At 72.1% G+C, this 22,355-nt stretch carries 21 protein-coding genes; 11 read left to right on the forward strand and 10 right to left on the reverse strand.

Translation table 11 applies throughout. The features are described from left to right. Window positions 1–29 precede the first annotated feature (29 nt). The 9 genes from ABD999_RS11525 to ABD999_RS11565 all read left to right on the forward strand — a co-directional run bounded on the left by ABD999_RS11525 (window position 30) and on the right by ABD999_RS11565 (window position 7,162). Entirely contained in the window at window positions 30–500 is a 471-nt protein-coding gene (locus ABD999_RS11525; protein ID WP_271279677.1) for an FAS1-like dehydratase domain-containing protein, read from the forward strand. Then, window positions 497–907, forward strand: a complete 411-nt coding sequence (locus tag ABD999_RS11530) for a MaoC/PaaZ C-terminal domain-containing protein (protein ID WP_219548170.1) — start codon at window positions 497–499, stop codon at window positions 905–907. Before ABD999_RS11525 ends, ABD999_RS11530 begins: the two co-directional genes overlap by 4 nt. A 26-nt stretch (window positions 908–933) precedes the next feature. Continuing rightward, on the forward strand, window positions 934–1,923 hold the full coding sequence (locus ABD999_RS11535) for an aldo/keto reductase (protein WP_271279678.1): 990 nt from the start codon (window positions 934–936) through the stop codon (window positions 1,921–1,923). A gap of 127 nt (window positions 1,924–2,050) precedes the next feature. Continuing rightward, complete coding sequence (locus ABD999_RS11540) at window positions 2,051–3,232, forward strand: ABC transporter substrate-binding protein (RefSeq protein WP_148030947.1); 1,182 nt, start codon at window positions 2,051–2,053, stop codon at window positions 3,230–3,232. Between the two features lie 87 nt (window positions 3,233–3,319). Next, the gene (locus ABD999_RS11545) at window positions 3,320–3,805 is read left to right on the forward strand and encodes a VOC family protein (RefSeq protein ID WP_271280498.1); all 486 of its coding nucleotides are present in this window, start codon (window positions 3,320–3,322) and stop codon (window positions 3,803–3,805) included. A 137-nt stretch (window positions 3,806–3,942) separates the two neighbouring features. After that, window positions 3,943–4,794: a branched-chain amino acid ABC transporter permease gene (locus ABD999_RS11550; protein ID WP_271280497.1), complete on the forward strand. Its 852-nt coding sequence runs from the start codon at window positions 3,943–3,945 to the stop codon at window positions 4,792–4,794. Next, entirely contained in the window at window positions 4,787–5,695 is a 909-nt protein-coding gene (locus ABD999_RS11555; RefSeq protein ID WP_219547143.1) for a branched-chain amino acid ABC transporter permease, read from the forward strand. Before ABD999_RS11550 ends, ABD999_RS11555 begins: the two co-directional genes overlap by 8 nt. Continuing rightward, window positions 5,692–6,480, forward strand: a complete 789-nt coding sequence (locus ABD999_RS11560; protein WP_148030943.1) for an ABC transporter ATP-binding protein — start codon at window positions 5,692–5,694, stop codon at window positions 6,478–6,480. Before ABD999_RS11555 ends, ABD999_RS11560 begins: the two co-directional genes overlap by 4 nt. Further along, a complete protein-coding gene (locus ABD999_RS11565) occupies window positions 6,467–7,162 on the forward strand; it encodes an ABC transporter ATP-binding protein (protein ID WP_148030942.1) in 696 nt (231 codons plus the stop codon). Before ABD999_RS11560 ends, ABD999_RS11565 begins: the two co-directional genes overlap by 14 nt. A gap of 80 nt (window positions 7,163–7,242) precedes the next feature. Here the strand turns inward: ABD999_RS11565 and ABD999_RS11570 are convergent, their stop codons facing one another. The 8 genes from ABD999_RS11570 to ABD999_RS11605 form a co-directional block, all read right to left on the reverse strand. Further along, the gene (locus ABD999_RS11570; RefSeq protein ID WP_148030941.1) at window positions 7,243–8,391 is read right to left on the reverse strand and encodes an acetyl-CoA C-acetyltransferase; all 1,149 of its coding nucleotides are present in this window, start codon (window positions 8,389–8,391) and stop codon (window positions 7,243–7,245) included. 81 nt (window positions 8,392–8,472) lie between these two features. Beyond that, complete coding sequence (locus ABD999_RS11575) at window positions 8,473–9,627, reverse strand: acyl-CoA dehydrogenase family protein (RefSeq protein ID WP_219547145.1); 1,155 nt, start codon at window positions 9,625–9,627, stop codon at window positions 8,473–8,475. A 37-nt stretch (window positions 9,628–9,664) separates the two neighbouring features. Beyond that, window positions 9,665–10,843 (reverse strand): CaiB/BaiF CoA transferase family protein, encoded by a 1,179-nt coding sequence (locus ABD999_RS11580; RefSeq protein ID WP_271280312.1) that lies wholly within the window; start codon window positions 10,841–10,843, stop codon window positions 9,665–9,667. 148 nt (window positions 10,844–10,991) lie between these two features. Further along, entirely contained in the window at window positions 10,992–11,675 is a 684-nt protein-coding gene (locus ABD999_RS11585; protein WP_148030938.1) for a GntR family transcriptional regulator, read from the reverse strand. A gap of 186 nt (window positions 11,676–11,861) precedes the next feature. Further along, the gene (locus tag ABD999_RS11590; protein WP_271280313.1) at window positions 11,862–12,605 is read right to left on the reverse strand and encodes a sulfite exporter TauE/SafE family protein; all 744 of its coding nucleotides are present in this window, start codon (window positions 12,603–12,605) and stop codon (window positions 11,862–11,864) included. A 43-nt stretch (window positions 12,606–12,648) separates the two neighbouring features. Further along, on the reverse strand, window positions 12,649–13,218 hold the full coding sequence (locus ABD999_RS11595) for a rhodanese-like domain-containing protein (protein ID WP_271280314.1): 570 nt from the start codon (window positions 13,216–13,218) through the stop codon (window positions 12,649–12,651). Between the two features lie 24 nt (window positions 13,219–13,242). After that, the gene (locus tag ABD999_RS11600) at window positions 13,243–14,577 is read right to left on the reverse strand and encodes an MBL fold metallo-hydrolase (protein WP_271280315.1); all 1,335 of its coding nucleotides are present in this window, start codon (window positions 14,575–14,577) and stop codon (window positions 13,243–13,245) included. A gap of 77 nt (window positions 14,578–14,654) precedes the next feature. Further along, window positions 14,655–14,924 carry a metal-sensitive transcriptional regulator gene (locus ABD999_RS11605; protein ID WP_148030934.1) on the reverse strand — a complete coding sequence of 90 codons (270 nt, stop codon included), beginning with the start codon at window positions 14,922–14,924 and terminating at the stop codon, window positions 14,655–14,657. A gap of 179 nt (window positions 14,925–15,103) precedes the next feature. On the opposite strand from ABD999_RS11605, the gene ABD999_RS11610 reads away from it, so the two are divergent. Further along, on the forward strand, window positions 15,104–17,617 hold the full coding sequence (locus ABD999_RS11610; protein ID WP_271275131.1) for a cation-translocating P-type ATPase: 2,514 nt from the start codon (window positions 15,104–15,106) through the stop codon (window positions 17,615–17,617). 12 nt (window positions 17,618–17,629) lie between these two features. Here ABD999_RS11610 and ABD999_RS11615 read toward each other — a convergent pair whose 3' ends face one another. Both ABD999_RS11615 and ABD999_RS11620 read right to left on the reverse strand, forming a co-directional pair. Then, entirely contained in the window at window positions 17,630–17,941 is a 312-nt protein-coding gene (locus ABD999_RS11615) for a hypothetical protein (RefSeq protein ID WP_148030932.1), read from the reverse strand. 515 nt (window positions 17,942–18,456) lie between these two features. Then, window positions 18,457–19,305 carry a universal stress protein gene (locus ABD999_RS11620; RefSeq protein ID WP_271275130.1) on the reverse strand — a complete coding sequence of 283 codons (849 nt, stop codon included), beginning with the start codon at window positions 19,303–19,305 and terminating at the stop codon, window positions 18,457–18,459. 202 nt (window positions 19,306–19,507) lie between these two features. Between ABD999_RS11620 and ABD999_RS11625 the strand changes: the two genes are divergently transcribed. Continuing rightward, complete coding sequence (locus tag ABD999_RS11625) at window positions 19,508–22,231, forward strand: cation-translocating P-type ATPase (protein WP_271275129.1); 2,724 nt, start codon at window positions 19,508–19,510, stop codon at window positions 22,229–22,231. The last annotated feature ends 124 nt before the right edge of the window (window positions 22,232–22,355 follow it).

A 22,355-nucleotide genomic window follows, 5' to 3' on the forward strand; every position in this document is an offset into this window, starting at 1 on the left:
GTCACGGCCGACAACCAGGAGGCACGAGCATGGCAGTCGAGCGGTTCCCGGTCGAGGGGGGCCACATCATGATGTTCGCGCGGGCCGTCGGGGATCCCCACCCGGCCTACCACGGCGCGATCACCGGCACTCCGGCGATCGCCCCGCCCACGTTCGTCTGGGCGGCCGACCACTACGACCCGGACAGCGCCGTCCGGCCGAAGCCTGACGAGCCCTGGCTGGGCTCGGGCGCGACGCCCTCCGGAGCGCCCCCCGCCGACGGCGCGGGTCTCGGCCTCCACGCCGAGCAGCGGTACGAGTACCACCGGCCGGTGCGCGAGGGTGACGTGCTCAGCGCGGTGGACCGTCCGGGCAGGACCTGGCGGAAGGAGGGACGGCGGGGCGGCGCGCTCACCTTCACCGAGAAGATCACGGAGTACCGCGACCAGGAGGGCGAGCCCGTCGTCACCGCGACGATGGTGACGGTGACCACCTCCACCACGGTGGGGGCGGGCGGATGACGGCCGTGACGGCGGGCGACACCAGGGAGCTGGTGCTCGTCCGCGATCTGACGAGGACGCGGATCGTCCAGTACGCGGGAGCTTCGGGCGACTTCAACCCGGTGCACACCGACGAGCGGTTCGCGGTGGAGGCCGCCGGTTACCCGTCGGTGTTCGCGCACGGGATGCTCACGATGGGCATGGCGGGCCGGGTGCTGACCGACTGGTTCGGGCCCGAGTCGCTGCTGCGGTACGAGGCGCGGTTCCGCGCCCAGGTGTTCCCGGGGGCGACGCTCACCGCCCGCGCCCGGGTGGAGTCGGTGCACGGCGACGGGACGGCCGCGGTCGCGCTGACCGTGACCGACGGGCAGGACGCGGTGGTGATGACGGGGAACGCCGTCGTGCGCGCGTCCGCAGAAGCGAAATGACCTCCGCGGATCGAGGAGACGTTGTCATGCCGGATGGAAACCCGCTGATCGGCCGTGTCGGATTCGGCAGCGGCACCATGATCGCGCAAGGGTACGGACAGGTGGACGAGGACGCGGCCCGGGGCGCGGTCGAGGCCGCGTACCAGGCGGGGGTGCGCTTCTACGACACGGCGCACTTCTACGGCTCGGGCCGGTCGGAGGCGATCGTCGGCGAGATCCTCCAGGGCCGGCGCGACGAGGTGCGGCTGTGCACCAAGGGCGGCGTGCGCTACACCGACCCGACCAACCTGCTGACCCTGGTCTGCGACTCCTCCTATGACGCGCTGCGCCGGTTCATGGAGGAGTCGCTGACCCGGCTGCGCACCGACCACGTCGACGTCTACCTGCTGCACCAGTTCGATCCGGCCCTCACCCCCGAGCAGCAGATGGAGAACCTGCTGCGCCTCAAGGAGGAAGGGCTCGCCCGCGACGTCGGCTTCTGCAACTTCGGCGCCGAGGCGGCCAGGCGGGCGCTGGCCACCGGCATCCCGACCGCCGTCGAGTACAGCTTCAGCCTGCTCGACCACCGTTACCTGAACGAGCTCGCCGCCTCGGGCGAGCGCGGCGGCCTGCGCATCACCTATGGCTCGTACGTGCACGGCCTGCTGTCGGAGGACTTCACCGACGACCACGAGTTCGACCCCGACGACTGGCGGGGCCGCAGCCGCCGCGAGGGGCGTTCCGGCACGTCGGGCAACGTGTTCTTCGCCGGTGACGCGTTCGCCGCCAATCTGGCGATCGCCCGGCGGCTGCGCGCGCTCGCCGACCCGCTGGGGCTCTCGCTCGCCGCGTTCGTCCTGGCCCTGACGGTGCGCCAGCCGTACTCCGATGTCGCGCTGTTCGGCTGCCGCGACGCGGCGGAGGTGGCGGACGGCCTCAGCGGGCTGTCCGCCGACCTGGACGACGAGACCCTCGCCCGCGCCGCGGAGATCCTGGCGACCGCGAACCGGCCGGCCGAGAACCTGCTCGGCCTGTGAACCCGCCCTGCGGCGACCGAGCGTAACGGACCCGTTAACGAGGTCTCCGCAGGATCAGGTCCCCCTGACGCATCGCCGTCACATGCTGGTGACTCCGCCGGAGTCGTCGACCCCCCGGAAGGTTGATATGCGAAAGAGCAAACTCGGGATAATCCTCTGTGCGGCACTGCTGGCGGCGGCCTGCGGCTCCGGCGGTGACGAGGGCGGCGACACCGCGCAGGCGGCCGGGCTGCCCTCCACCATCAAGATCGGCGTCCCGCTCGACCTGAGCGGTGCGGCCGGCATCGCGGGCGTGGGGACCAGCGAGCGCGACGGCGTGCGGCTCGCCGCCAAGGAGATCAACGACACCGGCTTCCTCGGCGGCTCGAAGATCGAGCTCGTGGAGATCGACACCAAGGCGGACAAGCAGGAGGCCGTGCAGGCGGTGCTCAAGCTCGCGGCGGACAAGGTCGACGCGGTCGTGGGCTTCACCCTCACCCCGTCGTTCCTCGCCGCGGGGCCGCAGCTCCAGCAGAACGGCATCCCGACGATGGCGGTCGGGCTCTCCGCGGCCGGCGTCACCGAGGTCGGCGACTACATGTTCCGTCTCTATCCGGACATGGCGAACGTGATGCCGCCCGCCGACAAGGAGTTCGCCGAGACGTTCACCGGGCTCAAGACCGCGGCGTACCTGTACCAGAGCGACTCCGAGGCGGCCAAGATCGTCATCGGCAAGCGCAAGGAGACGCTGGAGGCCGCGGGCATCACCACCGTCGGCGAGGAGACCTTCGTCGGCACCGACACCGACGTGCGGGCCCAGCTCACCAAGCTCAAGCAGGCGAACCCTGACGTGCTGGTGACCATGCCCCTGCCCGGCATGATGAGCACGATCTACCTGCAGCTCGACGAGATCGGCTACGACGGCCCGGTGTTCATGGCGCCGGACGTGAGCGACGCCACCATGGAGCAGGCGGGCCAGGCCATGCAGTGCTTCGTGTACGTGACCGCCTGGAACGGCCAGAGCACCGAGGGGAACAACGCGCACTTCCTCGACTACTGGAAGCAGCACGGCGAGAAGCGCTCCGCCACCGTGTTCGAGGCGGCCGGCTACGCGTCGCTCTGGTCGATGGCGCACGCGTTCAAGGAGGCGGGCACCACGGACAAGAAGACCGTCCGGGACACGCTCGCCGGGCTGAGCGACATCGACACGCCGTTCGGCAAGATCGGCTTCACCGACAACCGCACCGCCAGCGTCAAGGGCACCAAGCTGCAGATCGTGGACAGCAAGATCACGCTCTTCGACCCGCAGACGGCCGCCGCCTGCAAATAACCCGTCCCTTCAGAGAAGCCGCCGCCCCGGCACGCCACCAGCGTGCCGGGGCGGCGTCGTCACTCGCACGGAGAGAGGACCTCCACCATGACCCTGGGCATCACCCACCTCGTCCACGCCAACGTGGTCTGCGCGGACTTCGACCGGTCGTTCGACTTCTACACCCGCGTGCTCGGCGCCCGCCTGATCGGGCAGGTCTTCGAGTTCGACGCCGCCGCGGACTTCCAGGCGATCCTCGACGTCACGGGCTCGGTGCGCTGCAAGGCCGCGCTGCTGACCTGGAGCGACGACGACGCCGCGACCTACCTCGACCTGCTGTGCTTCGCCGACGAGCGCGGCGAGCCCGTCCCCCGTACGGCCAAGCAGCCCGGCCTGGCCCGGCTGGGCCTGCGCGTCCGCGACATGACGGCCACCCTCGCCCGGATCCGCGAGCACGACGTGCCCGTGGTGGCCGGGCCGGTCACGCTCACCCCCATGCCGGGCCGGCACCGCCACGTGCTCACGATCCGCGACCCGGACGGAACCATGCTGAACCTCATGGAGTTCCCGGAGCTCGGATCCGGCCGTGGTTAACGCCCGTATCGGGACGTAACGGTGGCGTTAACGAGCTGACGGAACGCTGGGCACCTATCTCGTCACACCGAAGTCAGCCTGGTCCCCCAAGGCTGTGAGAGGGAGCGGAGGATGGTGTGCAGCAGACCATTAACGGCTTGGCCTTGGGAAGTACCTACGCCCTGCTGGGCGTAGGCGTCACCTTGGTGTGGGGTGTCCTCGGCATCCTGAATTTCGCGCATGCGCAGATCCTGACCTGGGGCAGCTTCGCCGCCCTGGCGGCCCTGCACCTGGGAGTGCCGGTGCCGCTCGCCATCCTGGTGGGCATGGTGGCGGCCGGCGTGCTGTCGGTGCTCCTCGACCTGGCCGTCCTCGCCCCGCTCCGGGCCCGCAAGGCGCCCGAGTTCTCCTTCGTCGTCGCGACGATCGGCGTCTCGCTCGTGCTCACCACGATCCTGCGCACCTACACCGACGCGCAGACCGAGGCGTTCCCCCGGCAGGGCTTCCCGGTGGGGGCCTTCGAGGTGGCGGGGCAGAACGTGCCGCGGCTCCAGGTCGTCATGCTGGCGATCGCGATCGTGGCGATGGCCGGACTCGCCTTCTGGCTGAACCGCACCAAGTCGGGGCGGGCGGTGCGGGCGGTCGCCCACAACCGGGAGACCGCCGAACTGCTCGGCGTGAACAGCCAGCTCGTCTTCTCGATCTGCTTCTTCGTCGCCGGCGGCCTCGCCGCCGTGGCCGGCATCTTCGTGGCGGCGTCGGCGGCTCAGGTGTCCTACTCATCGGGTGACGGCCTCCTGCTGGTCGCCTTCGCGGTGATCATCCTCGGCGGCATGGGCTCGGTGAAGGGCGCGATCGTCGGCGGCCTGGTGCTCGGCGTCATCGAGGTGTACGCGACCTCGTACGTGTCCAGCGTGTTCCGGGAGATCATCGCGTTCGCGACCATCCTCGCGGTGCTGGTCGCGCGGCCGTCCGGGTTCTTCGGCAAGAAGGAGGCCGCACGTGTTTGACTGGCTCGAACCGCTCCAGCTCTTCCGGCTGGACACCGCGCTCATCCTCACCCTGCTCGTGGTGAGCGTGCACGTCACGTTCCGGGTCGGCATCATGTCGCTGGCCCCGATGGGATTCGCCGCCGTCGGCGGCTACACGGCCGCCCTCGTCTCCACCAAGACCGAGCTGCCGTTCGCCGTCGGGCTCCTCGCCGCGACGCTGCTCGCGGGGGCGATCGGCGCGCTGTTCGCGCCGCCGGTGCTGCGGCTGCGCGGCATCTACATGGCGCTCGGGAGCCTCGCGCTCGCGCAGGCCATCGTCGTGCTGATCCGGATCAGCGACTTCACCAACGGGCCGAACGGCATCGCCGGCATCCCGGTCGAGGTGAAAACGGAGTACCTCATCATCGCCCTGGCCGTGGCCTTCCTCGTGCTGGAGCTCGGTCACCGCTCCCACTTCGGCCGGGCCGCCAAGGCGGTGCGGCTGGACGAGCGCACCGCCGAGGGCCTGGGCATCAACGTGTTCCGGGTGCGGTTCGTGGCCTTCACCGCCGCCGGCGCGATCGCCGGCTGCGCGGGGGCGCTGGAGGCGCACCGGACCATGGTGATCAGCCCCGACCAGTACGGCTTCGCCACGCTGGTGATCGTGTTCACGTACGTGCTCGTCGGCGGCAACGGGCACTGGGCAGGGCCGGTCCTGCTGACCTGGGGGCTGACGATCCTGCGCGACCTGTTGCAGGTCGCCGGCGGCCACTGGGAGGACATCGTCTACGGCGTGCTGCTCGTGGTGGTGCTGCTGGTGGCGCCGAACGGCCTGTCCGACCGGTCGCTCTACCGGGGGTTGCGACGACGATGGCGGGACCGCGGGAACCCGCCGTCTCCCAAGATCGACGAACCTGCGGAGAAGGTGGCGAGCCCATGACCGCACTCCTGGAACTGTCCGGGGTCAGCAAGCACTTCGGCGGCATGAAGGCCGTGGACGACGTCTCGTTCACCGTGCGGCAGGGCGCCATCTGCGGCCTCATCGGGCCCAACGGCGCCGGCAAGACGACCGTCGTCAACCTCATCAGCGGCTATCTCAAGCCGACGACCGGGACCATCCGGCTCGCCGGGGCGGACGTGGCCGACCTGCGCCCGCACCGCCTCGCCGCCGCGGGCGTCGCCCGCACGTACCAGAACCTGCAGCTCTTCGAGGAGAGCACGGTCCTGGAGAACGTCCTCATCGGCCGTCACCTGTCCTTCAAGGGCCGCCGCTGGCAGATGGGCAGGACCCGCAGGCGGGAGGAGGCCGAGCAGCACGAGGTGGCCCGGCGGCTCATCGACCGCGTCGGACTCACCGGCGTGATCGACGCCGACGTGGCCGAGCTCTCCTACGGCATGCGGCGGCGCGTCGAGATCGCCCGCGCGATGGCCACCGAACCCCGGCTGCTGCTGCTCGACGAGCCCACCGCCGGGATGAACCGCACCGAGTCCGACGAGATCGGCGAGCTCATCCGCTCGATCAACGACGAGGGCGTGACCGTACTGCTCGTCGACCACAACGTCCGGCTCGTCACCGAGGTCTGCCACCGCGTCGTCGTGCTCGACTGGGGCCGCGTCCTCACCGAGGCCGGGCCCACCGAGGTGTGGCAGGACCAACGGGTCAAGACGGCCTATCTCGGCACCCACGACCGTAACGCAGTGGAGGCACCCGATGCTGGTCGTTGAATCCCTCGTCACCCGCTACGGCGCGGTGGAGGCGCTGCACGGGGTGAGCCTCACGGTCGGCACCGGCGAGGCCGTCGCCATCGTCGGCCCGAACGGAGCCGGCAAGACCACCCTGCTGCGGACCATCTCCGGCCTGGTACGGCCCGCCGCCGGCACCGTCGAGATCGACGGCCGGGTGATGGGGCGCACGGCCGCGCACCGGATCGCCCGGCTCGGCGTCAGCCACGTGCCCGAGGGACGGGCCATCCTGTCCACGCTCACCGTGCGGGACAACCTGCTGATGGGCGGCTACCGGCTGCCCGGCGGCGGGGTTGAGGAGCGCATGGCCGAGATGATCGACCTGTTCCCGGTGCTCGGGCGCAAGCTCGACGACCTCGGCGGCGTGCTCTCCGGCGGCGAGCAGCAGATGCTGGCGATCGCGCGCGGGCTCATGGCCAAGCCGCGCCTGCTCATGATCGACGAGCCGTCGATGGGGCTCGCGCCGCGCATCGTCGGGGACGTGCTGGAGGCGCTGAAGCGGGTGGTGGCCACCGGCACCGCCGTGCTGGTGGCGGAGCAGAACGCCGGGCTGGCGCTGGAGGTGGCCGACCGGGCCTACGTGATGGTCGTCGGTGACGTCGTCACCTCCGGCAACAGCGCCGACCTCGACGAGAACCGGCTGCTGGAGACCTACCTGGCCTGACGCGACCTCAGGTGGCCAGGTGGGAACGGCCGGGCCGGCGGTGATCCCGCCGGCCCGGCCGTTTCGTTCCTCGCTCTGCCTCAGAGGCGTTCGATGATGGTGACGTTGGCCTGGCCGCCGCCCTCGCACATCGTCTGCAGGCCGTAGCGGCCGCCGGTGCGCTCCAGGTGGTTGAGCAGCGTCGTCATCAGCCGCGCGCCGGTCGCGCCGAGCGGGTGGCCCAGCGCGATCGCCCCGCCGTTGGGGTTGACCCTGGCCGGGTCGAAGCCGGTCTCCTTCAGCCAGGCGAGCACCACGGGGGCGAACGCCTCGTTGATCTCGACGGCGTCGATGTCGTCCGGCGTCATCTTGGCCCGCCGCAGCGCCCGCTCCGTCGCGGGGATCGGGGCGGACAGCATCATGATCGGATCGTCGGCCATCACGCTCATGTGGTGGATGCGCGCCCGGGGGGTCAGCCCGAGGTGCTTCACCGCGCGCTCGCCGGCGATCAGCAGGGCCGCGGAGCCGTCGCTGATCTGGCTCGCGCAGGCCGCGGTGATGCGCCCGCCGGGCAGCAGCGTGGGCAGCGACCTGATCTTCTCCCAGTTCGGCTCGCGCGGGCCGTCGTCGGCGCCGACGCCGTCGAGCGGCGCGATCTCCGGTTCGAAGAGCTTGTCAGCGTTCGCCCGCAGCGCCCGCTCGTGCGACTCGACGGCGAACTCCTCCATCTGCTCGCGGGAGATGTCCCAGTGGGTGGCCATCATCTCCGCGCCACGGAACTGGCTGACCTCGCCGTCCCCGAACCGGCCGGTCCACGCCGGCGAGGTGGAGAACGGGTCGTCGAAGCCGAGCGCGCGGCCCGCGTTCGCCGCCGACATCAGCGGCACCATGCTCATGTTCTGCACGCCGCCGGCGACGACGAGGTCCATCGTGCCGCTCATCACGGCCTGCGCGGCGAAGTGCACGGCCTGCTGGGCCGATCCGCACTGCCGGTCGATCGTCACCCCCGGCACGTGCAGCGGGAACCCCGCCGCGAGCCAGCAGGTGCGGGCGATGTCGAACGACTGCGGACCCACCGAGTCCACGTTGCCGAACACGACGTCGTCGACGAGTCCCGGGTCGATCCCGGTCCGCTCGACCAGGGCGCGGATGCTGTGGGCGCCGAGGTCGGCGGGATGGACGGTGCTCAGCGGCCCGCCCCGCTTGGTCACCGGGGTACGGACGGCATCGATGATGAAAGCTTCAGCCATGCCGGGAGGCTACGAGCGCGGCGTTATCCCGGCGTGCGCCGGATGACGGTCCGGCGTTACCCGGCCCGTACGGCGCCGCCGTCAGAAGGGCAGGCCGCCGCGCTCGACGAGTTGCCGGGCGATGACGTCGCGCTGGATCTCGTTGGTGCCCTCGCCCACGATCATCAGCGGGGCGTCGCGGAAGTAGCGCTCGACGTCGAACTCGGTGGAGTAGCCGTAGCCGCCGTGCACCCGGATCGCGTTGAGGGCGATCTCCATCGCGACCTCCGAGCAGAACAGCTTCGCCATGCCCGCCTCCATGTCGCTGCGCTCACCCGAGTCGTAGCGCTCGGCCGCGTACAGCAGCAGCCGGCGGGCGGCGGTCAGCTTGGTGCCCATCTCGGCGAGGTGGTTGCCGACGGCCTGGTGCCGCCAGATCGGCCTGCCGAACGACTCCCGCTGCTGGGCGTAGGCGAGCGCGTCGTCGAACGCGGCCCTGGCCACCCCTGTCGCCCGCGCCGCCACCTGGATGCGGCCGATCTCCAGGCCGCGCATCATCTGCGTGAACCCGGCGCCCTCCACGCCGCCGAGCAGCGCGTCCGCCGGGACCCGCGCGCCGTCGAAGACCACCTCACAGCTCTCCACGCCCTTGTAGCCGAGCTTGGGCAGGTCGGCGGTGACGGTGACCCCCGGCACCTTCTCCACCAGCAGGACGGAGATGCCGCGGTGCCGGGGCTCGGCCGCGGGGTCGGTCTTGCACAGCAGCGCCACCAGACCCGACATGCGGGCGTTGCTGATCCAGGTCTTGGTGCCGTCGATCACGTACCCGTCGCCGTCGCGCCTGGCCACGGTGCGCATCGCCTGCAGGTCGGAGCCGCCGCCGGGCTCGGTGAGCGCCATCGTGGCGCGCAGCTCGCCCGTCGCCATCCGCGGCAGGTAGCGGTCCTTCTGCTCCTGGGTGCCGTACGCGAGGATGAGCCTGGCCACCACGGTGTGCCCGCCCATGGCCCCGGCGAGGCTCATCCATCCGCGTGCCAGCTCTTCGGTGATCATCGCGAAGCACGGGGTGGAGACCTGGACGTCGCCGTACGGCTCGGGGATGGCGAGACCGTAGACGCCCATCCGCTTCATCTGGTCGATGAGCTCGCCCGGATAGGCGTTGGCGTGCTCCAGCTCCCTCGCGACCGGCCGTACCTCGCGGTCGACGAAGTCGCGCACCGCCTCGACCATGGCCGTCTCTTCGGCGTTCAACGTCATCGGTACTCCTTCGCTGATCTCGCGGTGCCGCCCCGCGTCAGATGATCTTCTCGTCGGCCAGGCCGGCGATCTCTCCCGGTGAGCGGCCCAGCTCGGCGAGGACGGCGGCGGTGTGCTCGCCGACGGCCGGCACCGGGTCCATCCGCGGCTCCTCGTCGCCGAGGGAGATCGGGGGGAGCAGCGCGCGGATGGCGCCGCCGGGGGTGTCGACGTCCCGCCACCGCTTGCGCTCCCGCAGCACCGGGTGGTCCAGGAAGTCGCCGACCGTGTTGACGCCGGCGTTCGCGATCCCGGCGCGGTCGAGCAGGGCGGAGGCCTCGGCCGCGCCGAAAGCGGCGAAGCGGGCGTCCACGATCGCCTCCAGGGTGTCGCGGTTGGCCACGCGCAGCGTGTTGGTGGCGAAGCGCGGGTCGGTGGCGAGCTCGGGCGCGCCGAGGAACTCCGCGCAGAACCGCACCCACTCGGTCTCGTTCTGGATCGAGATCAGGACCGTGCGCCCGTCTCCGGCGGTGAACGGCCCGTACGGGGCGATGGTGGCGTGCCGGGCGCCCGCGCGCGGTTGCTGGCGGCCGCTCCCGGCGGTGTAGTAGGCCGGCTGGCCCATCCACTCGGCCAGGGCCTCGAACAGCGAGACCTCCAGGGTGGCGCCCTCGCCCGTGAGCCGCCGCTGGTAGAGGGCGGCGAGGACGGCGCTGAAGCCGTACATCCCGGCGGCGATGTCGGCGACCGAGATGCCGACCCGGGCGGGCTCGTCCGCCGACCCGGTGAGCGAGACCAGGCCGGCCTCGCACTGGGCGAGCAGGTCGTACGCCTTGCGGCCGGCCCACGGGCCGTCGCTGCCCCACCCGGTGATGCCGAGCACGATCTTGCGGGGGTCCCGTGCCCGCACGGCGGCGGCCGACAGGCCGAGCCGGTCGGCCGCGCCCGGCCCGAGGTTCTGCACCAGCACGTCGGACCGGCCGACCAGCTCGTGCAGGATCTCCCGGCCGCGCGGCGACTTCACGTCCAGCGTCACCGACTCCTTGGAACGGTTGAGCCAGACGAAATAGCTGGACTGTCCGTTGATCGACTCGTCGTAGCGCCGGGCGAAGTCGCCGGAGCCGGGCCGCTCGATCTTGATCACCCGGGCGCCGAGGTCGGCGAGCTGGCGCGTCGCGAACGGCGCGGCAACCGCGTGTTCGAGCGCGACCACGGTGATCCCTGTAAGTGGCAGCACGTCTCCCCTTTCGTCCCGATATAAAATATATTATTTATGCTCAAATCACCAGATGTCTCATGAATCTCGTTGCCGAGCAGGAGTTCCGCCCACACACGAGGGCGCGAAACTCTATAGAGCCCGGCCGACACCTGGCTCCATGAACGGGCTAGGCGGGGTCCTGCTCGCCCGCCGCGCGCTTGTCGAACTGCCTGGCCAGCAGATCCCCGGCGTTGGCGATGTGATCGTGCATCGCCGCCCGCGCCGCCTCCGCGTCCCGGGCGCGCAGGCCCTCCAGGATCTTCGAATGGTCGTGCAGGGTGGCCTGCGGCCACCCCTCGATCTCCGAGTAGAAGCGGGTGGGGATGTACCGCCCGGTCAGGGTCAGCACCCACGTGATCTTGCGGGCGTCCGCGACCAGGTTGATCAGGCGGTGGAAGGCGTGGTTCTTCTCCTCCAGCAGCGCCAGGTCCTTACGGTACGCCGCCGCGAGCAGCTCGTGATGCAGGGCGTCGAGCTCGTCGAGCTCGTCAGGGGTCGCCCGGACCGCCGCCCGGGCGGCCAGCTCCCCCGAGATCAGCGCGTGCGCCTCGAACAGGTCGCGGATGTCCTGCCCCGTCAGCCGCGCCACCTGGAACCCACGCCGGGGCAGCAGCTCCAGGAAGCCCTCCACGCGCAGCACGTGCAGCGCCTCGCGGGCCGGGGTGGCGGAGATGCTCAGCGCTTGGCCAACCGCCTCAGGCCGGACGGAGTCGCCCGGGCGCCACTGCCCCGACATGATCATGCTTCGCACGTAGGCGGCGGCGTCGTCGCTGAGCTGCGGCCGCCCCGCCTCTGCCGCCCTGGCGCCCATCGCACCACCTCTCGTCTCGGCTCCCCCGGCGCGTGTCGCGCTGAAGATCCTAGACGTGCAGCGTCCCGCACGACACCCCGATCGGCTATATTATCCGGCCGACCCGAGCGGATACGGTCGCCGTACCAGGGGTTTCGTCTCTATAGAAGCAGCCACCCGGCGCCGGCGCCAGGGTGCTCCATCCGCCTACAGCGGCGCCTGCTGGACGAGGACGACGACGCCCGTCACCAGGACGAACCAGCCGAACCCGCTGCGCAGCCGGTCGGCGTCGAGGCGGCCCGCGAGGGCGCCGCCGACGAGCCCGCCGGCCACGGCCGCCGCGGTCACCCACAGCGCCAGGGACCAGTCGACGGGCGTGGAGTGCAGGTATCCGGCCAGGCCGGCCAGCGACTTCATGGCGATGACGACCAGTGAGGTGCCCACCGCCGCGCCCATGGGCAGGCCGCCGAGCAGCACCAGCGCGGGCACGACCAGGAAGCCGCCGCCCGCGCCGACGAGCCCGGTCACCAGGCCGACCACGGCGCCTTCGGCGACCACGTGCGGGACGGGCAGCTCTCGCGGGACCGCACGGGTGACACGACGGCCACGGATCATGGCCACGGCGGTGGCGAGCATCATGGCCGCGAAGGCCACCATGAGCAGCGTCTCGGGCAGGTGCGGGCCGATCAGGCCGCCCCCGTACGCGCCCGCCATGCCCGCGGCGCCGAAGATCAGCCCGGTGCGCCAGCGGACGCGCCCGGCCCTGGCGTGGCCGGCGGCGCTGACGGCGCTGGTGACGGCCACGACGAACAGCGACATGGCGATGGCCTGCTTGACCGGCACACCTGCCAGGTAGACCAGCAGGGGAACGGTGAGGATGGACCCTCCGCCGCCGAAGAGTCCGAGCGTCATGCCCACCACGACGGCGGCGGCGAGAGTCAAGGCGATCACAGATACCCCCGGGGGTATGTAAAGGACATGAGAAAGCGCCTGGTCAAGGGGCCGAAGGCCCGCGCAGACGGGCGACGGCGGCTTCGACGTCCACCTCGCCGGCGCGGTTGTAGGGCAGCTTGGCCAGCAGCATGCCCATGGCGCAGGTGTCGGTGAGCGCCGCGACCGTCAGGCCCGCGCCGACGAACGCGGCGACGAACACGGCGGCCGGGACCCACAGGCTGGTCACGGCCGAGACGAGCACGATGCTCCCGGCGACGAGCCGGACCTGCCGCTCCAGCGGCCAGCGCGGCCGGCCGCGGTTGACGGGTGCTCCGGAGGCGATCCAGGCGTTCATGCCGCCGTCCAGCACCGCCACGCCGGGCAGTCCGGCCTCGCTGAGCGCTTTGCGGGCCCGCTCGGCCCGGCCGCCGGACTGGCAGACGAGCACCATGCGGCCGCCGGCGTCCTGGACGATGCGTCGCAGGTGGGCGTCCACCTGGTCGAGCGGCAGGTTGACGGCGCCGTCGATGTGGGCGGACTCGAACTCGGACGGGGTGCGGACGTCCACGACGAGGACGCCGGGGTCGGTCGTGATCAGTGCGCGGGCGGTGGCGGTGTCGATGTGGGACACGAAGGTTCTCTCCTGGGAAGGTTGTCAGGCGGTGTGGTGCTGGCGGAGGGCGTCGGCGACCTCGGCGATGCCCGCGCCGTTGAGCGCGACCGGCCGGTATCCCCGGCCGGCGAGGAAGCCGGCGGCGATGGCCGCGCGGCGCCCGGAGGCGCAGGCGACGAGTACGGGTCGCTCCGGGTCGAGCTCGGCGGGCACGCCCTGGACGAACAGGTCGGGCAGGAAGCGCTCCACCGTGCCCGGCAGCCGGACCTGCTCCCGCTCGCTGGGCATCCGGACATCCAGCAGCTGCGCGCGCGGCTGGGCGAGCCGCTTGACGAAGACGTCGAGCCCGGCGAGCTCGTAGGTCTGCGTGGCGTCCGGGCCGGGATGCCGGACGACGCCCCGCACGGTGTCGATGCCGATCTGGGCGAGCTGCGTGACGGCTTCGGTGACGTCCTGGCCGGGCTCGGCGACCAGCGTGATCGGCTCGGCGTACGGCAGCAGCCAGCCGGTCCAGCTGCCGAAGTCCTCGTCCAGCTCGATGCCGGCCGAGCCGGGCAGCATGCCGCGGGCCTGCACCCCGCGCGGGCGGATGTCCACGACGTGGGAGCCCTCCGGCGCGGCGTCGAGCTCGGGGACGCGCACGGCCGGCATGGGCGGGGCGCCGAGCGTGTTGGCCGGGCCCATGTGCCGGTAGAAGGCCGGGATGGGCATGGGAGCGGTGAGCATGGCGTCGGCGAACTCCTCCGGGTCGTCGATGGCCAGCATCGGGTTGCCCTCGCGCTCGGCTCCGATGGTGGACGTCAACCGGCCGGCGCCGCTGGCGGTGCAGAACGAGCCCTCGCCATGGGTCGGGTACAGCCCGACGCCGGGGGGCAGCGCGGCCAGGCGGTGCAGCGAGCCGTGCTGCAGGCGGGCCAGGGAGCGGGCGCGCTCGGGGCCGAGCAGGTCGGGCCGGCCCGCCGAGGCGACCAGCAGGCTGCCGCCGGAGAAGAGCGCCACCGGCTCGCCGTCGACGAGCACCAGGTAGCTGGTGTGCTCGGGCGTGTGGCCGGGCGTGTGGATCGGCCGGAGGGTCAGGCCGGCGCCGCCGTCGATGTCCTCCAGGTGGAAGGCGGGCGTGTGCCGGTAGGCGGGCGTCGCGGCGGCCGGCAGCACCAGCTCGGCGCCGGTGCGCAGCGCGGCCTGCTCGCCGCCGGAGACGTAGTCGTTGTGGATGTGGGTTTCCAGCACGAACCGCAGCTCGACGTCGCGCTCGGCGGCGGCGTCCAGGAAGCGGCCGATGTCGCGCTGCGGGTCGACGAGGACGCCCTTGCCCTCGTACGTCAGCAGGTAGGTCTGGTCGCCCAGGCCGGGCGTCCGGAAAGAGGTGATGTCCATCGTGCGTCCATTCCCATCAAATACCCCTGGGGGTATAGGAGAGTCAGAAAAACGCGGCCACGACGTGGCCGCGGGTCTCAGGCGAGGGCGAGGAAGAGCTTCTCCAGCTCCGCCACGCTCATGGGCGGCTGGTCGCCGCGGTTCTGCGCGTCCTGGCAGTGCCGCAGACCGGAGGCGACGATCTTGAACCCGGCGCGGTCGAGCGCCTTGGAAACGGCGGCGAGCTGGGTGAGCACCTTCGTGCAGTCCTCCCCCGCCTCGATCATCGCGATCACCCCGGCGAGCTGGCCGTGCGCCCGCTTCAGTCGAGTCAGCGCGTCGCCCACCATGCTCTCGTTCAGCTCCATGCCCGCAGCATACCCCTAGGGGTACCCTTCTCCGCAAATCGGGCTCGGGCACGTAGGTCCCGGGGGTCCTGGGAATAGGTCATCGAGGCCGGACTGTGTGACCTTCGGCCCTGGCCACCCGACTGTGACCAGCGAAGATGAGGGAGAGGTCGTGCGAGCCGGGAGAGATGGGTGAACCGATGACGCTGGCATCACCGGGGCTGACGTCGGAGGAGGCGGCCGTACGGCTGGACCGCGACGGGCCCAACCTGCTGCCCGCCAAGCCGCCCACGCCGCTGTGGCGGCGGGTGGCCGGGCAGCTCCGTGACCCGCTGATCGTCGTGCTGCTGGTGGCCACCGCGCTGACCGCGTTCACCGGCGACTGGACGGACATGACCGTCATCCTCCTGGTGATCGTCGTCAACACCGGCGTCGGCGTGACCCAGGAGGTGCGCGCCGACAGGGCCATAACCGCGCTGTCCACGCTCACCGCGCCCACGGCCCGGGTCGTCAGGGACGGCGCCCAGCGGGAGGTGCCCGCGGCCGAGGTCGTCCAGGGCGACGTGCTGGTGCTGGCCGAAGGCGACATCGTCCCGGCCGACGCCCGCCTGGGAGAGGCCGCGGCCCTGCTGATCGACGAGTCCGCGCTGACCGGCGAGTCGGTGCCGGTGGACAAGAACCCCGGTGACGAGATCGCCGCGGGCACAGTGGTGCTGCGCGGGCGCGGCCGGGGCGAGGTGAGCGCGACCGGCGCGGCCAGCGCGACCGGGCGGATCGCGGCGTTGATGGTGGCGGCGGCCGGGCTGACGCCCCTGCAGCGGCGGCTGGTCGGGGTGGGGCGGCTGCTGGCCGGGGCGACGGTGTTCCTGTGCGTGGTGGTCGGGGCGCTGGGCCTGGTGCGCGGGCAGCCGCTGGAGCTGATGGTGATCACCGCGATCAGCCTGGTGGTGGCGGCCGTGCCGGAGTCGCTGCCCGCCGTGGTCACTCTCAGCCTGGCGCTGGGTGCCCGGCGGATGGCCGCGCGGCGCGCCCTCGTACGCCGCCTGCACGCCGTCGAGACGCTCGGCTCGGTCACCGTCCTGGCCACCGACAAGACCGGCACCCTCACCGAGGGACAGATGGTCGTGCGCCGGCTGTGGACACCCGCCGCGCGCGCGGCGCTCACCGGGACCGGCTACGGGCCGGACGGGGAGGTCGAGGGCGACGCGGCGCCCGAGGCGTTCGCCGGCCTGCTGACGGCCGCCGCGCTGTGCAACGACGCGCGGCTGATACGGGGCGACGGCGAGGAGTGGCGGGCCCTGGGCGACCCGACCGAGGCCGCGCTGCTGACCGCGGCCACCAAGTTCGGCCTGGACCGCGGCGAGCTGAACCGCCGTTACCCCCGCCTCGCCGAACGGCCCTTCGACAGCGTCCGCAAGCGGATGAGCACCCTGCACCGGCTGCCCGAGGGCCGGTCGAAGGTGATCTGCAAGGGCGCGCCTGAGGTGCTGCTGCGCGCGCCGGCCCTCGCCGACGACCGTGCGCTCCTGGACGACGCCGCCGCCGAGGCGGCGCGCCTCGCCCTCGAGGGTTACCGGGTCCTGGCCGTGGCCGAGGCCGACCTGCCCGGCATCCCCGAGGAGGTGCCGGAGGAAGGGCTGCGGCTCCTCGGCCTGGTCGCCATCCTCGACCCGCCCCGCCGGGCCGCCGCCGGCACCATGGCCGCCTGCCGCCGCGCCGGCATCCGGCCGATCCTGATCACCGGCGACCATCCGGGCACCGCCGGCGCCATCGCCACCGAACTCGGCATCATCGGCCCTGGCGAGCCGGTCGTCGACTGCCGCGCCCTCGCCACCTCCGACGGACACTCCGGCGCCTCCGTGTACGCGCGCGCCACCCCCGAGCAGAAGCTCGCCCTCATCGAGGACATGCGGGCGGACGGCGAGGTGGTCGCGATGACCGGCGACGGCGTCAACGACGGCCCCGCCCTGCGCCGCGCCGACATCGGCGTCGCCATGGGGGGACGCGGCACCGAGGTCGCCCGCCAGGCCGCGGATCTGGTCCTGGCCGACGACGACCTGGACACCGTGGTCGCCGCCGTCGACGAGGGCCGCCGCGTCTACGCCAACATCCGCCGCTTCCTGGTCTACGGCCTGTCCGGTGGCGCCACCGAGATCGCCGTCATGCTGATCGGCCCGGCGTTCGGGCTCGCGCTGCCGCTGCTGCCCGCCCAGATCCTCTGGGTCAACCTGCTCACCCACGGCCTGCCCGGCGTCGCGCTCGGCGGCGAGCCCGCCGAACCGGCCGCGATGCGCCGCCCGCCGCGCCCGCCGGACCAGAGTATCCTCGGCGCGGGCCTGTGGCAGCGGGTGATCCGCATCGCGGTCGTCCTGACCGTCGTCACGCTCGGCGTCGCCGTCTGGGCCCTGCACACCGGACGTCCCTGGCAGAGCATGGCGTTCTTCACCCTGGGCGCCGTCCAACTCGGCGTCGCGCTCGGGTCCCGCGCGCGCCCCGGCTCCCTCGCCAACCCGGCGCTGCTGGTCGCCGTGGCCGGAGCGCTGCTGCTGCAGCTCGCCGGCCTGTATGTGCCGCTGCTCCGCGACCTGCTCAGCACCGAACCCCTCGCCGCCGGAGACCTGCTCGTCGTGACCGCGCTGTCGGTCCTCGGTTACGCCGCCGCCCGGCTGGACCGCATCCTGCACCGCGAGCCCGTGCCCGAAGCCGTCCGCTGACTGCCACCGGAGTCAGGGAAGGGCGAACCGCGCGGCGTGCCCGAAGGCGATGGCGGGCACCGTGTGGTGCGCGTCGTAGGGGCTCGGCCTGAGCGCCGCGTCGGAGAACGCCCGCGGCCGTCGCAGGACCTGCGCAGCGAGGAACGCCAGGTGATCTACGGCAGCCTGATCCACAAGCTCAAGCCGTTCGAGCTGTTCGAGAACCAGTATCTGGGGTCGGAGCTGCTCCGGCAGATCTTCGACGTGGACGAGATGCTGTACTTCGTGGCCCCGGGCTGGTACTCCCACACCGACCGCACCAACGCGATCGATCCGGGCGGCCACGCCACCGACGAGTGGCGGGTCGACTACCTCATCACCGAGCAGACACAGCCCGCGCCCCTGGGGAGCTCACTCGGCTGGCTGATCCAGATCGACGGCGACGCCCGCCGCAACGAGTTCCTCAACGCCGCGTGGGCCAAGGCGGTCCTGCCCGTACGGCCCGGACGCGAGATCGCCGCACTGGAGTGGCTCCGGCAGGCGAACGTCGAGGGAGAGGCGGCACTCGACCTCCCGTACGAGTTCCAGGAAGGCGACCCCCCGGCCTATCAGGGCAAGAAGGTGGGAGAAGTCCTGGACATCCTCGCGTCCCAGTTGCAGCAGTCCAACACGCTCATCGGCAACCCCTCGCCGCGGAGGAGGTCTTCGAGACCGGTTTCGACCCCCTCGCCGGCGGCTTCCGCCCGGCGAAGCCGTACGAGGTCTTCGACCAGTGGGTCGAGGTGCTGCCCACCGACCAGGTGGTGGCGGTGGAGGTGCAGTACGACCCGAAGACCGGTCAGCAGCTGTGACCGGCCGTGTCACCTGTCGTCCGCCGCCGAGGGCCGGACGACCGCCACCGGGCAGGTGACGTGGTTCAGCACGCCGCGGCTCACCGAGCCGAGCACGGCCGAGGCGAAGCCGCCCATGCCACGCGAGCCCACCACGACCAGATCGGCCGTGGCCGAGGCCTTCATGAGGGCCGCGACGGGATGCTCGCACACCTGCTCGTCGGTGATCTCGACGTCCGGGTTCTCCTCCCGCCACGGCGTCACCGCTTCGCGGGCCTTGCGCTGCTGCTCCTCGAAGGCGCTGTCCAGGACACCGACGTAGGCGGCGGCGTACGGCACGGACATCGGCACCTGCCAGGCGAACACCGCGTGGACACGGGCCCGGCGGGCGCGCGCCTGCTCGATGGCGTACCTCATCGCCGTCCGGGAGCACTTCGAGCCGTCGTAGCCGACCACGACCCGCCCGTACGTCGCCTCGGCCCTGCCGCGCACGACGACGACGGGCACGGCGGCGTATCCCGCCACGGCCGCGCTGACCGAGCCGAGCAACATCGCGGCGAAGCCGCCCCGTCCCCGGCTGCCCAGGACCACGCACTCGGCCGAGGCCGACTCGGTGATCAGCTGCTCGACGACGTTGCCGCTCCGCACCTCCGTGGTCACCTCCACGTCCGACGCCACCTCGTGTGCCCGGGCGGCGGCGGCCCGCAGCGCATCGGCGCCGTACCGCGACTCGGCCTCGTCCAGGACGAGCGGCCAGTGCTCGTGCACGTGCACGAGGTGGAGCGAGCGCCCGCGGCGGTGCGCGTCGGCGGCCGCCCACTCGACGGCCGCGGTCGCCGGTACGGAACCGTCCACTCCGGCCATGATCTTTCCCGCCATGACACGCCCTCCCCTTCAGCCGGCCACCGTGCTGCCCCTCTCCGTATCTCCCCAGGTTGATGCGGTTGATTCCGTCCCAAGGGCCGCCCCGCGGATTGCCTTCTCCAGACCCCCGCCACGCACGTTCTGGGTATCAACCCATCTTCGCGGGCCCCTGGAGGGAGCCGGGCAGGAAGGTGATCCAGTGCGGGGGATGTGATCGATGAGCCAGGCGGAGCAGCCAGCCCAGGGCCGGGAGGTCGATCCGACTGAGCGGCTGGAGCTGCTGCTGCGTGATCTGCGCAGCGCCCGGTCCGGTCTGACCTCGCGGGAGGCGGCGCGGCGGCTGGTCCAGTACGGCCCGAACGAGCTCCACCGCCGTGGTGGTCATCGGTGGCCTGGGGAGCTGGTGCGGCAGTTCACCCACCCGCTGGCGCTGCTGCTCTGGGCGGCCGCGGCTCTGGCGTGGGTGGCGGGGATCATCCCGGTGGCGGTGGCGATCGTGGTGGTGATCGTCATCAACGCGGCGTTCGCGTTCGTCCAGGAGTTGCAGGCCGAGCGGGCGGTCGAGGCGCTGGCCGCGTACCTGCCGGTGCAGGCGAAAGTGCTGCGCGACGGGCGTCCGGCAGTGGTGCCCGCCGCCGAGCTGGTGCCCGGCGACGTCCTGGTGATCGACGAGGGGGACCGGATCTCGGCGGACGCCCGGTTGGTCGAGGGCGGCGTCGAGATCGACCTGTCGATGCTGACCGGCGAGGCCATGCCGGTCTTCCGGTCCGCGGAGCTGCTCGATACCGGGGTGAGCCTGCTGCGGGCTCGCGACCTGGTGTTCTCCGGGACGATGTGCACCGAGGGCCGGGCGCGGGCCGTGGTGTTCGCCACCGGGATGCGGACCGAGCTGGGGCGGATCGCGGCGCTGTCGGAACGCGTCCAGCGCGAGGAGAGCCCGCTGGAGCGGCAGGTCCGCAAGGTGGCGTGGCTGATCGCGGCGATCGCGGTGGTCACCGGGGCGGCCTTCGTCCCGCTGGCGACCTTCGGCGCGCACCTGCCGGTGCCGGAGGCCGCGGTGTTCGCCGTGGGGCTGCTGGTGGGCAACGTGCCGGAGGGCCTGCTGCCGGTGATCACCCTGGCGCTGGCCCTGGGCGTGCGCGACCTGGCGCGGCGGGGAGCGGTGGTCAAGCGGCTGAGCGCGGTGGAGACGCTGGGGGCGACGGGGGTGATCTGCACCGACAAGACGGGCACGCTCACGGAGAACCGCATGCGCGTCACCGTGATCTGGACCGCCGCCGGGACCTACGAGCCGGAGGACGGCCCGGCGGCCGGGGACGCCCGAGACCCGGCGCTCGGAGGGCTGCTCTCCGTCATGGTGGCGTGCAACAACGCCCAGCGCGACCTCGCCGGGACCCTGACGGGCGACCCGACCGAGATGGCGATGCTCGCCGCCGCCGACCGGCTCGGCGCACCCGGCCGGACCGGCGGGCGGCTGCGCCTGTTCCACTTCGACCCGGTGCTGAAGCGGATGTCGACCGTCGACGAACGTGACGGCGGCACGTGGGTGGACACCAAGGGAGCTCCCGAGACGGTCCTGCCGCTCTGCACCGCGATCATGGAAGGCGGCGAGGTCCGGCCTCTCACCGCGGCCCGGCGCCACGACGTCGAACAGGTCGTGGACGCCCACGCCCGCCGGGGCCTGCGCGTGCTCGCCCTGGCCGCACGCCGCCTCGATCCGGCACGGCCCGCGCCCCAGGAGCGTGCGGACGCCGAACGCGAACTGACCCTGCTGGGCCTGGTGGCGATGCACGACCCGCCGCGGGCCGAAGTCGCCGAGGCCGTCGCGTACTGCCACGCCGCCGGCATCCGCATCATCGTGGTCACCGGTGACCACGCGCTGACCGCGGCGGCGATCGCCCAGCAGGTGGGCATCGCCGGCGAGCACCCGGTGGTCGTCACCGGCGAGCGGCTCGACGCCATGAGCGAGCACGACCTCGACGCGCTGCTGCGCGAGCACCGTCAGCTGATCTTCGCGCGCAGCTCGCCCGAGGCCAAGCTGCGGATCGCCGACGCGCTGCGCGCCGAGGGGCACGTGGTGGCGATGACCGGCGACGGAGTCAACGACGCGCCGGCGCTGCGCCGCGCCGACATCGGCGTCGCCATGGGGCGTTCGGGCACCGACGTGGCCAAGGAAGCCGCCACGATGGTGCTCACCGACGACAACTTCGCCACCATCGTGGCCGCCATCAGGTCAGGCCGGCAGGTCTACGACAACATCCGCAAGTTCATCTGTTACATCTTCGCCCACACCACCCCCGAGATCGTCCCGTTTCTGGTGTTCGCCCTGGCGGGCGGGGCCGTCCCGCTCCCGCTCACGGTGCTGCAGCTGCTCGCCTTCGACGTCGGCACCGAGACCCTGCCCGCGCTCGCGCTCGGCCGCGAACCCGCCGAGCCCGGTCTCATGCGGCGCCCGCCGCGCGAGCGCTCGGAGAGCGTGATCCGCACCTCGATGCTGCTGCGCGCCTGGCTGTTCCTCGGCGTGATCTGCGCCGTCCTGTCCATGTCCGGGTTCTTCTACGTACTCCTGAAAGCCGGTTGGCACCCGGGCGATCCGACCGGTCCCGGGAGCCCGCTGCACCACGCCTACCGGCAGGCGACCACCATGACCTTCCTCGGCATGATCACGTGCCAGATCGGCACCGCGTTCGCGGCCCGCACCGAACGCGCCTCCCTGCGCTCGGTCGGCGTCACCTCCAACCCCCTGCTGCTGTGGGGCATCGCCTTCGAGCTGGCCCTGGCCGCCGTGCTCATCTACACCCCGCCGTTCCAGGCGCTGCTGGGCACCGCCGCCCTGACAATGGACATGCTCGCCTTCGTCGCCCCGTTCCCGTTGATCGTCTGGGGCGCCGACGAGATCCGCCGGTGGCTGCTGCGCCGCCGGGAGGCCCAGCCGCTGTGATCGGCCTCGCGGCGGTTCCGTGAATGTGCCCTTGCCCAATGATGACCAGCGCCTTCGTAGGACAGTCACCGGCACGGGTTCATGATGGGAATGTGGGTTCAACCAGCAGATTCGACGCTTTTCG

The sequence above is a fragment of the Nonomuraea ferruginea genome (assembly GCF_039540635.1).
GTDB classification, from domain to species: Bacteria; Actinomycetota; Actinomycetes; order Streptosporangiales; family Streptosporangiaceae; genus Nonomuraea; species Nonomuraea ferruginea.

What these genes read in the sequence shown, in the direction of transcription:
- ABD999_RS11535 (WP_271279678.1), top strand. Translation starts at nt 934, where the DNA reads ATGCCGGATGGAAACCCGCTGATCGGCCGTGTCGGATTCGGCAGCGGC.
- ABD999_RS11570 (WP_148030941.1), bottom strand. Translation starts at nt 8,391, where the DNA reads ATGGCTGAAGCTTTCATCATCGATGCCGTCCGTACCCCGGTGACCAAG.
- ABD999_RS11610 (WP_271275131.1), top strand. Translation starts at nt 15,104, where the DNA reads ATGACGCTGGCATCACCGGGGCTGACGTCGGAGGAGGCGGCCGTACGG.
- ABD999_RS11625 (WP_271275129.1), top strand. Translation starts at nt 19,508, where the DNA reads ATGAGCCAGGCGGAGCAGCCAGCCCAGGGCCGGGAGGTCGATCCGACT.
- ABD999_RS11605 (WP_148030934.1), bottom strand. Translation starts at nt 14,924, where the DNA reads ATGGAGCTGAACGAGAGCATGGTGGGCGACGCGCTGACTCGACTGAAG.
- ABD999_RS11585 (WP_148030938.1), bottom strand. Translation starts at nt 11,675, where the DNA reads ATGGGCGCCAGGGCGGCAGAGGCGGGGCGGCCGCAGCTCAGCGACGAC.
- ABD999_RS11560 (WP_148030943.1), top strand. Translation starts at nt 5,692, where the DNA reads ATGACCGCACTCCTGGAACTGTCCGGGGTCAGCAAGCACTTCGGCGGC.
- ABD999_RS11545 (WP_271280498.1), top strand. Translation starts at nt 3,320, where the DNA reads ATGACCCTGGGCATCACCCACCTCGTCCACGCCAACGTGGTCTGCGCG.
- ABD999_RS11575 (WP_219547145.1), bottom strand. Translation starts at nt 9,627, where the DNA reads ATGACGTTGAACGCCGAAGAGACGGCCATGGTCGAGGCGGTGCGCGAC.
- ABD999_RS11620 (WP_271275130.1), bottom strand. Translation starts at nt 19,305, where the DNA reads ATGGCGGGAAAGATCATGGCCGGAGTGGACGGTTCCGTACCGGCGACC.
- ABD999_RS11565 (WP_148030942.1), top strand. Translation starts at nt 6,467, where the DNA reads ATGCTGGTCGTTGAATCCCTCGTCACCCGCTACGGCGCGGTGGAGGCG.
- ABD999_RS11600 (WP_271280315.1), bottom strand. Translation starts at nt 14,577, where the DNA reads ATGGACATCACCTCTTTCCGGACGCCCGGCCTGGGCGACCAGACCTAC.
- ABD999_RS11525 (WP_271279677.1), top strand. Translation starts at nt 30, where the DNA reads ATGGCAGTCGAGCGGTTCCCGGTCGAGGGGGGCCACATCATGATGTTC.
- ABD999_RS11540 (WP_148030947.1), top strand. Translation starts at nt 2,051, where the DNA reads ATGCGAAAGAGCAAACTCGGGATAATCCTCTGTGCGGCACTGCTGGCG.
- ABD999_RS11530 (WP_219548170.1), top strand. Translation starts at nt 497, where the DNA reads ATGACGGCCGTGACGGCGGGCGACACCAGGGAGCTGGTGCTCGTCCGC.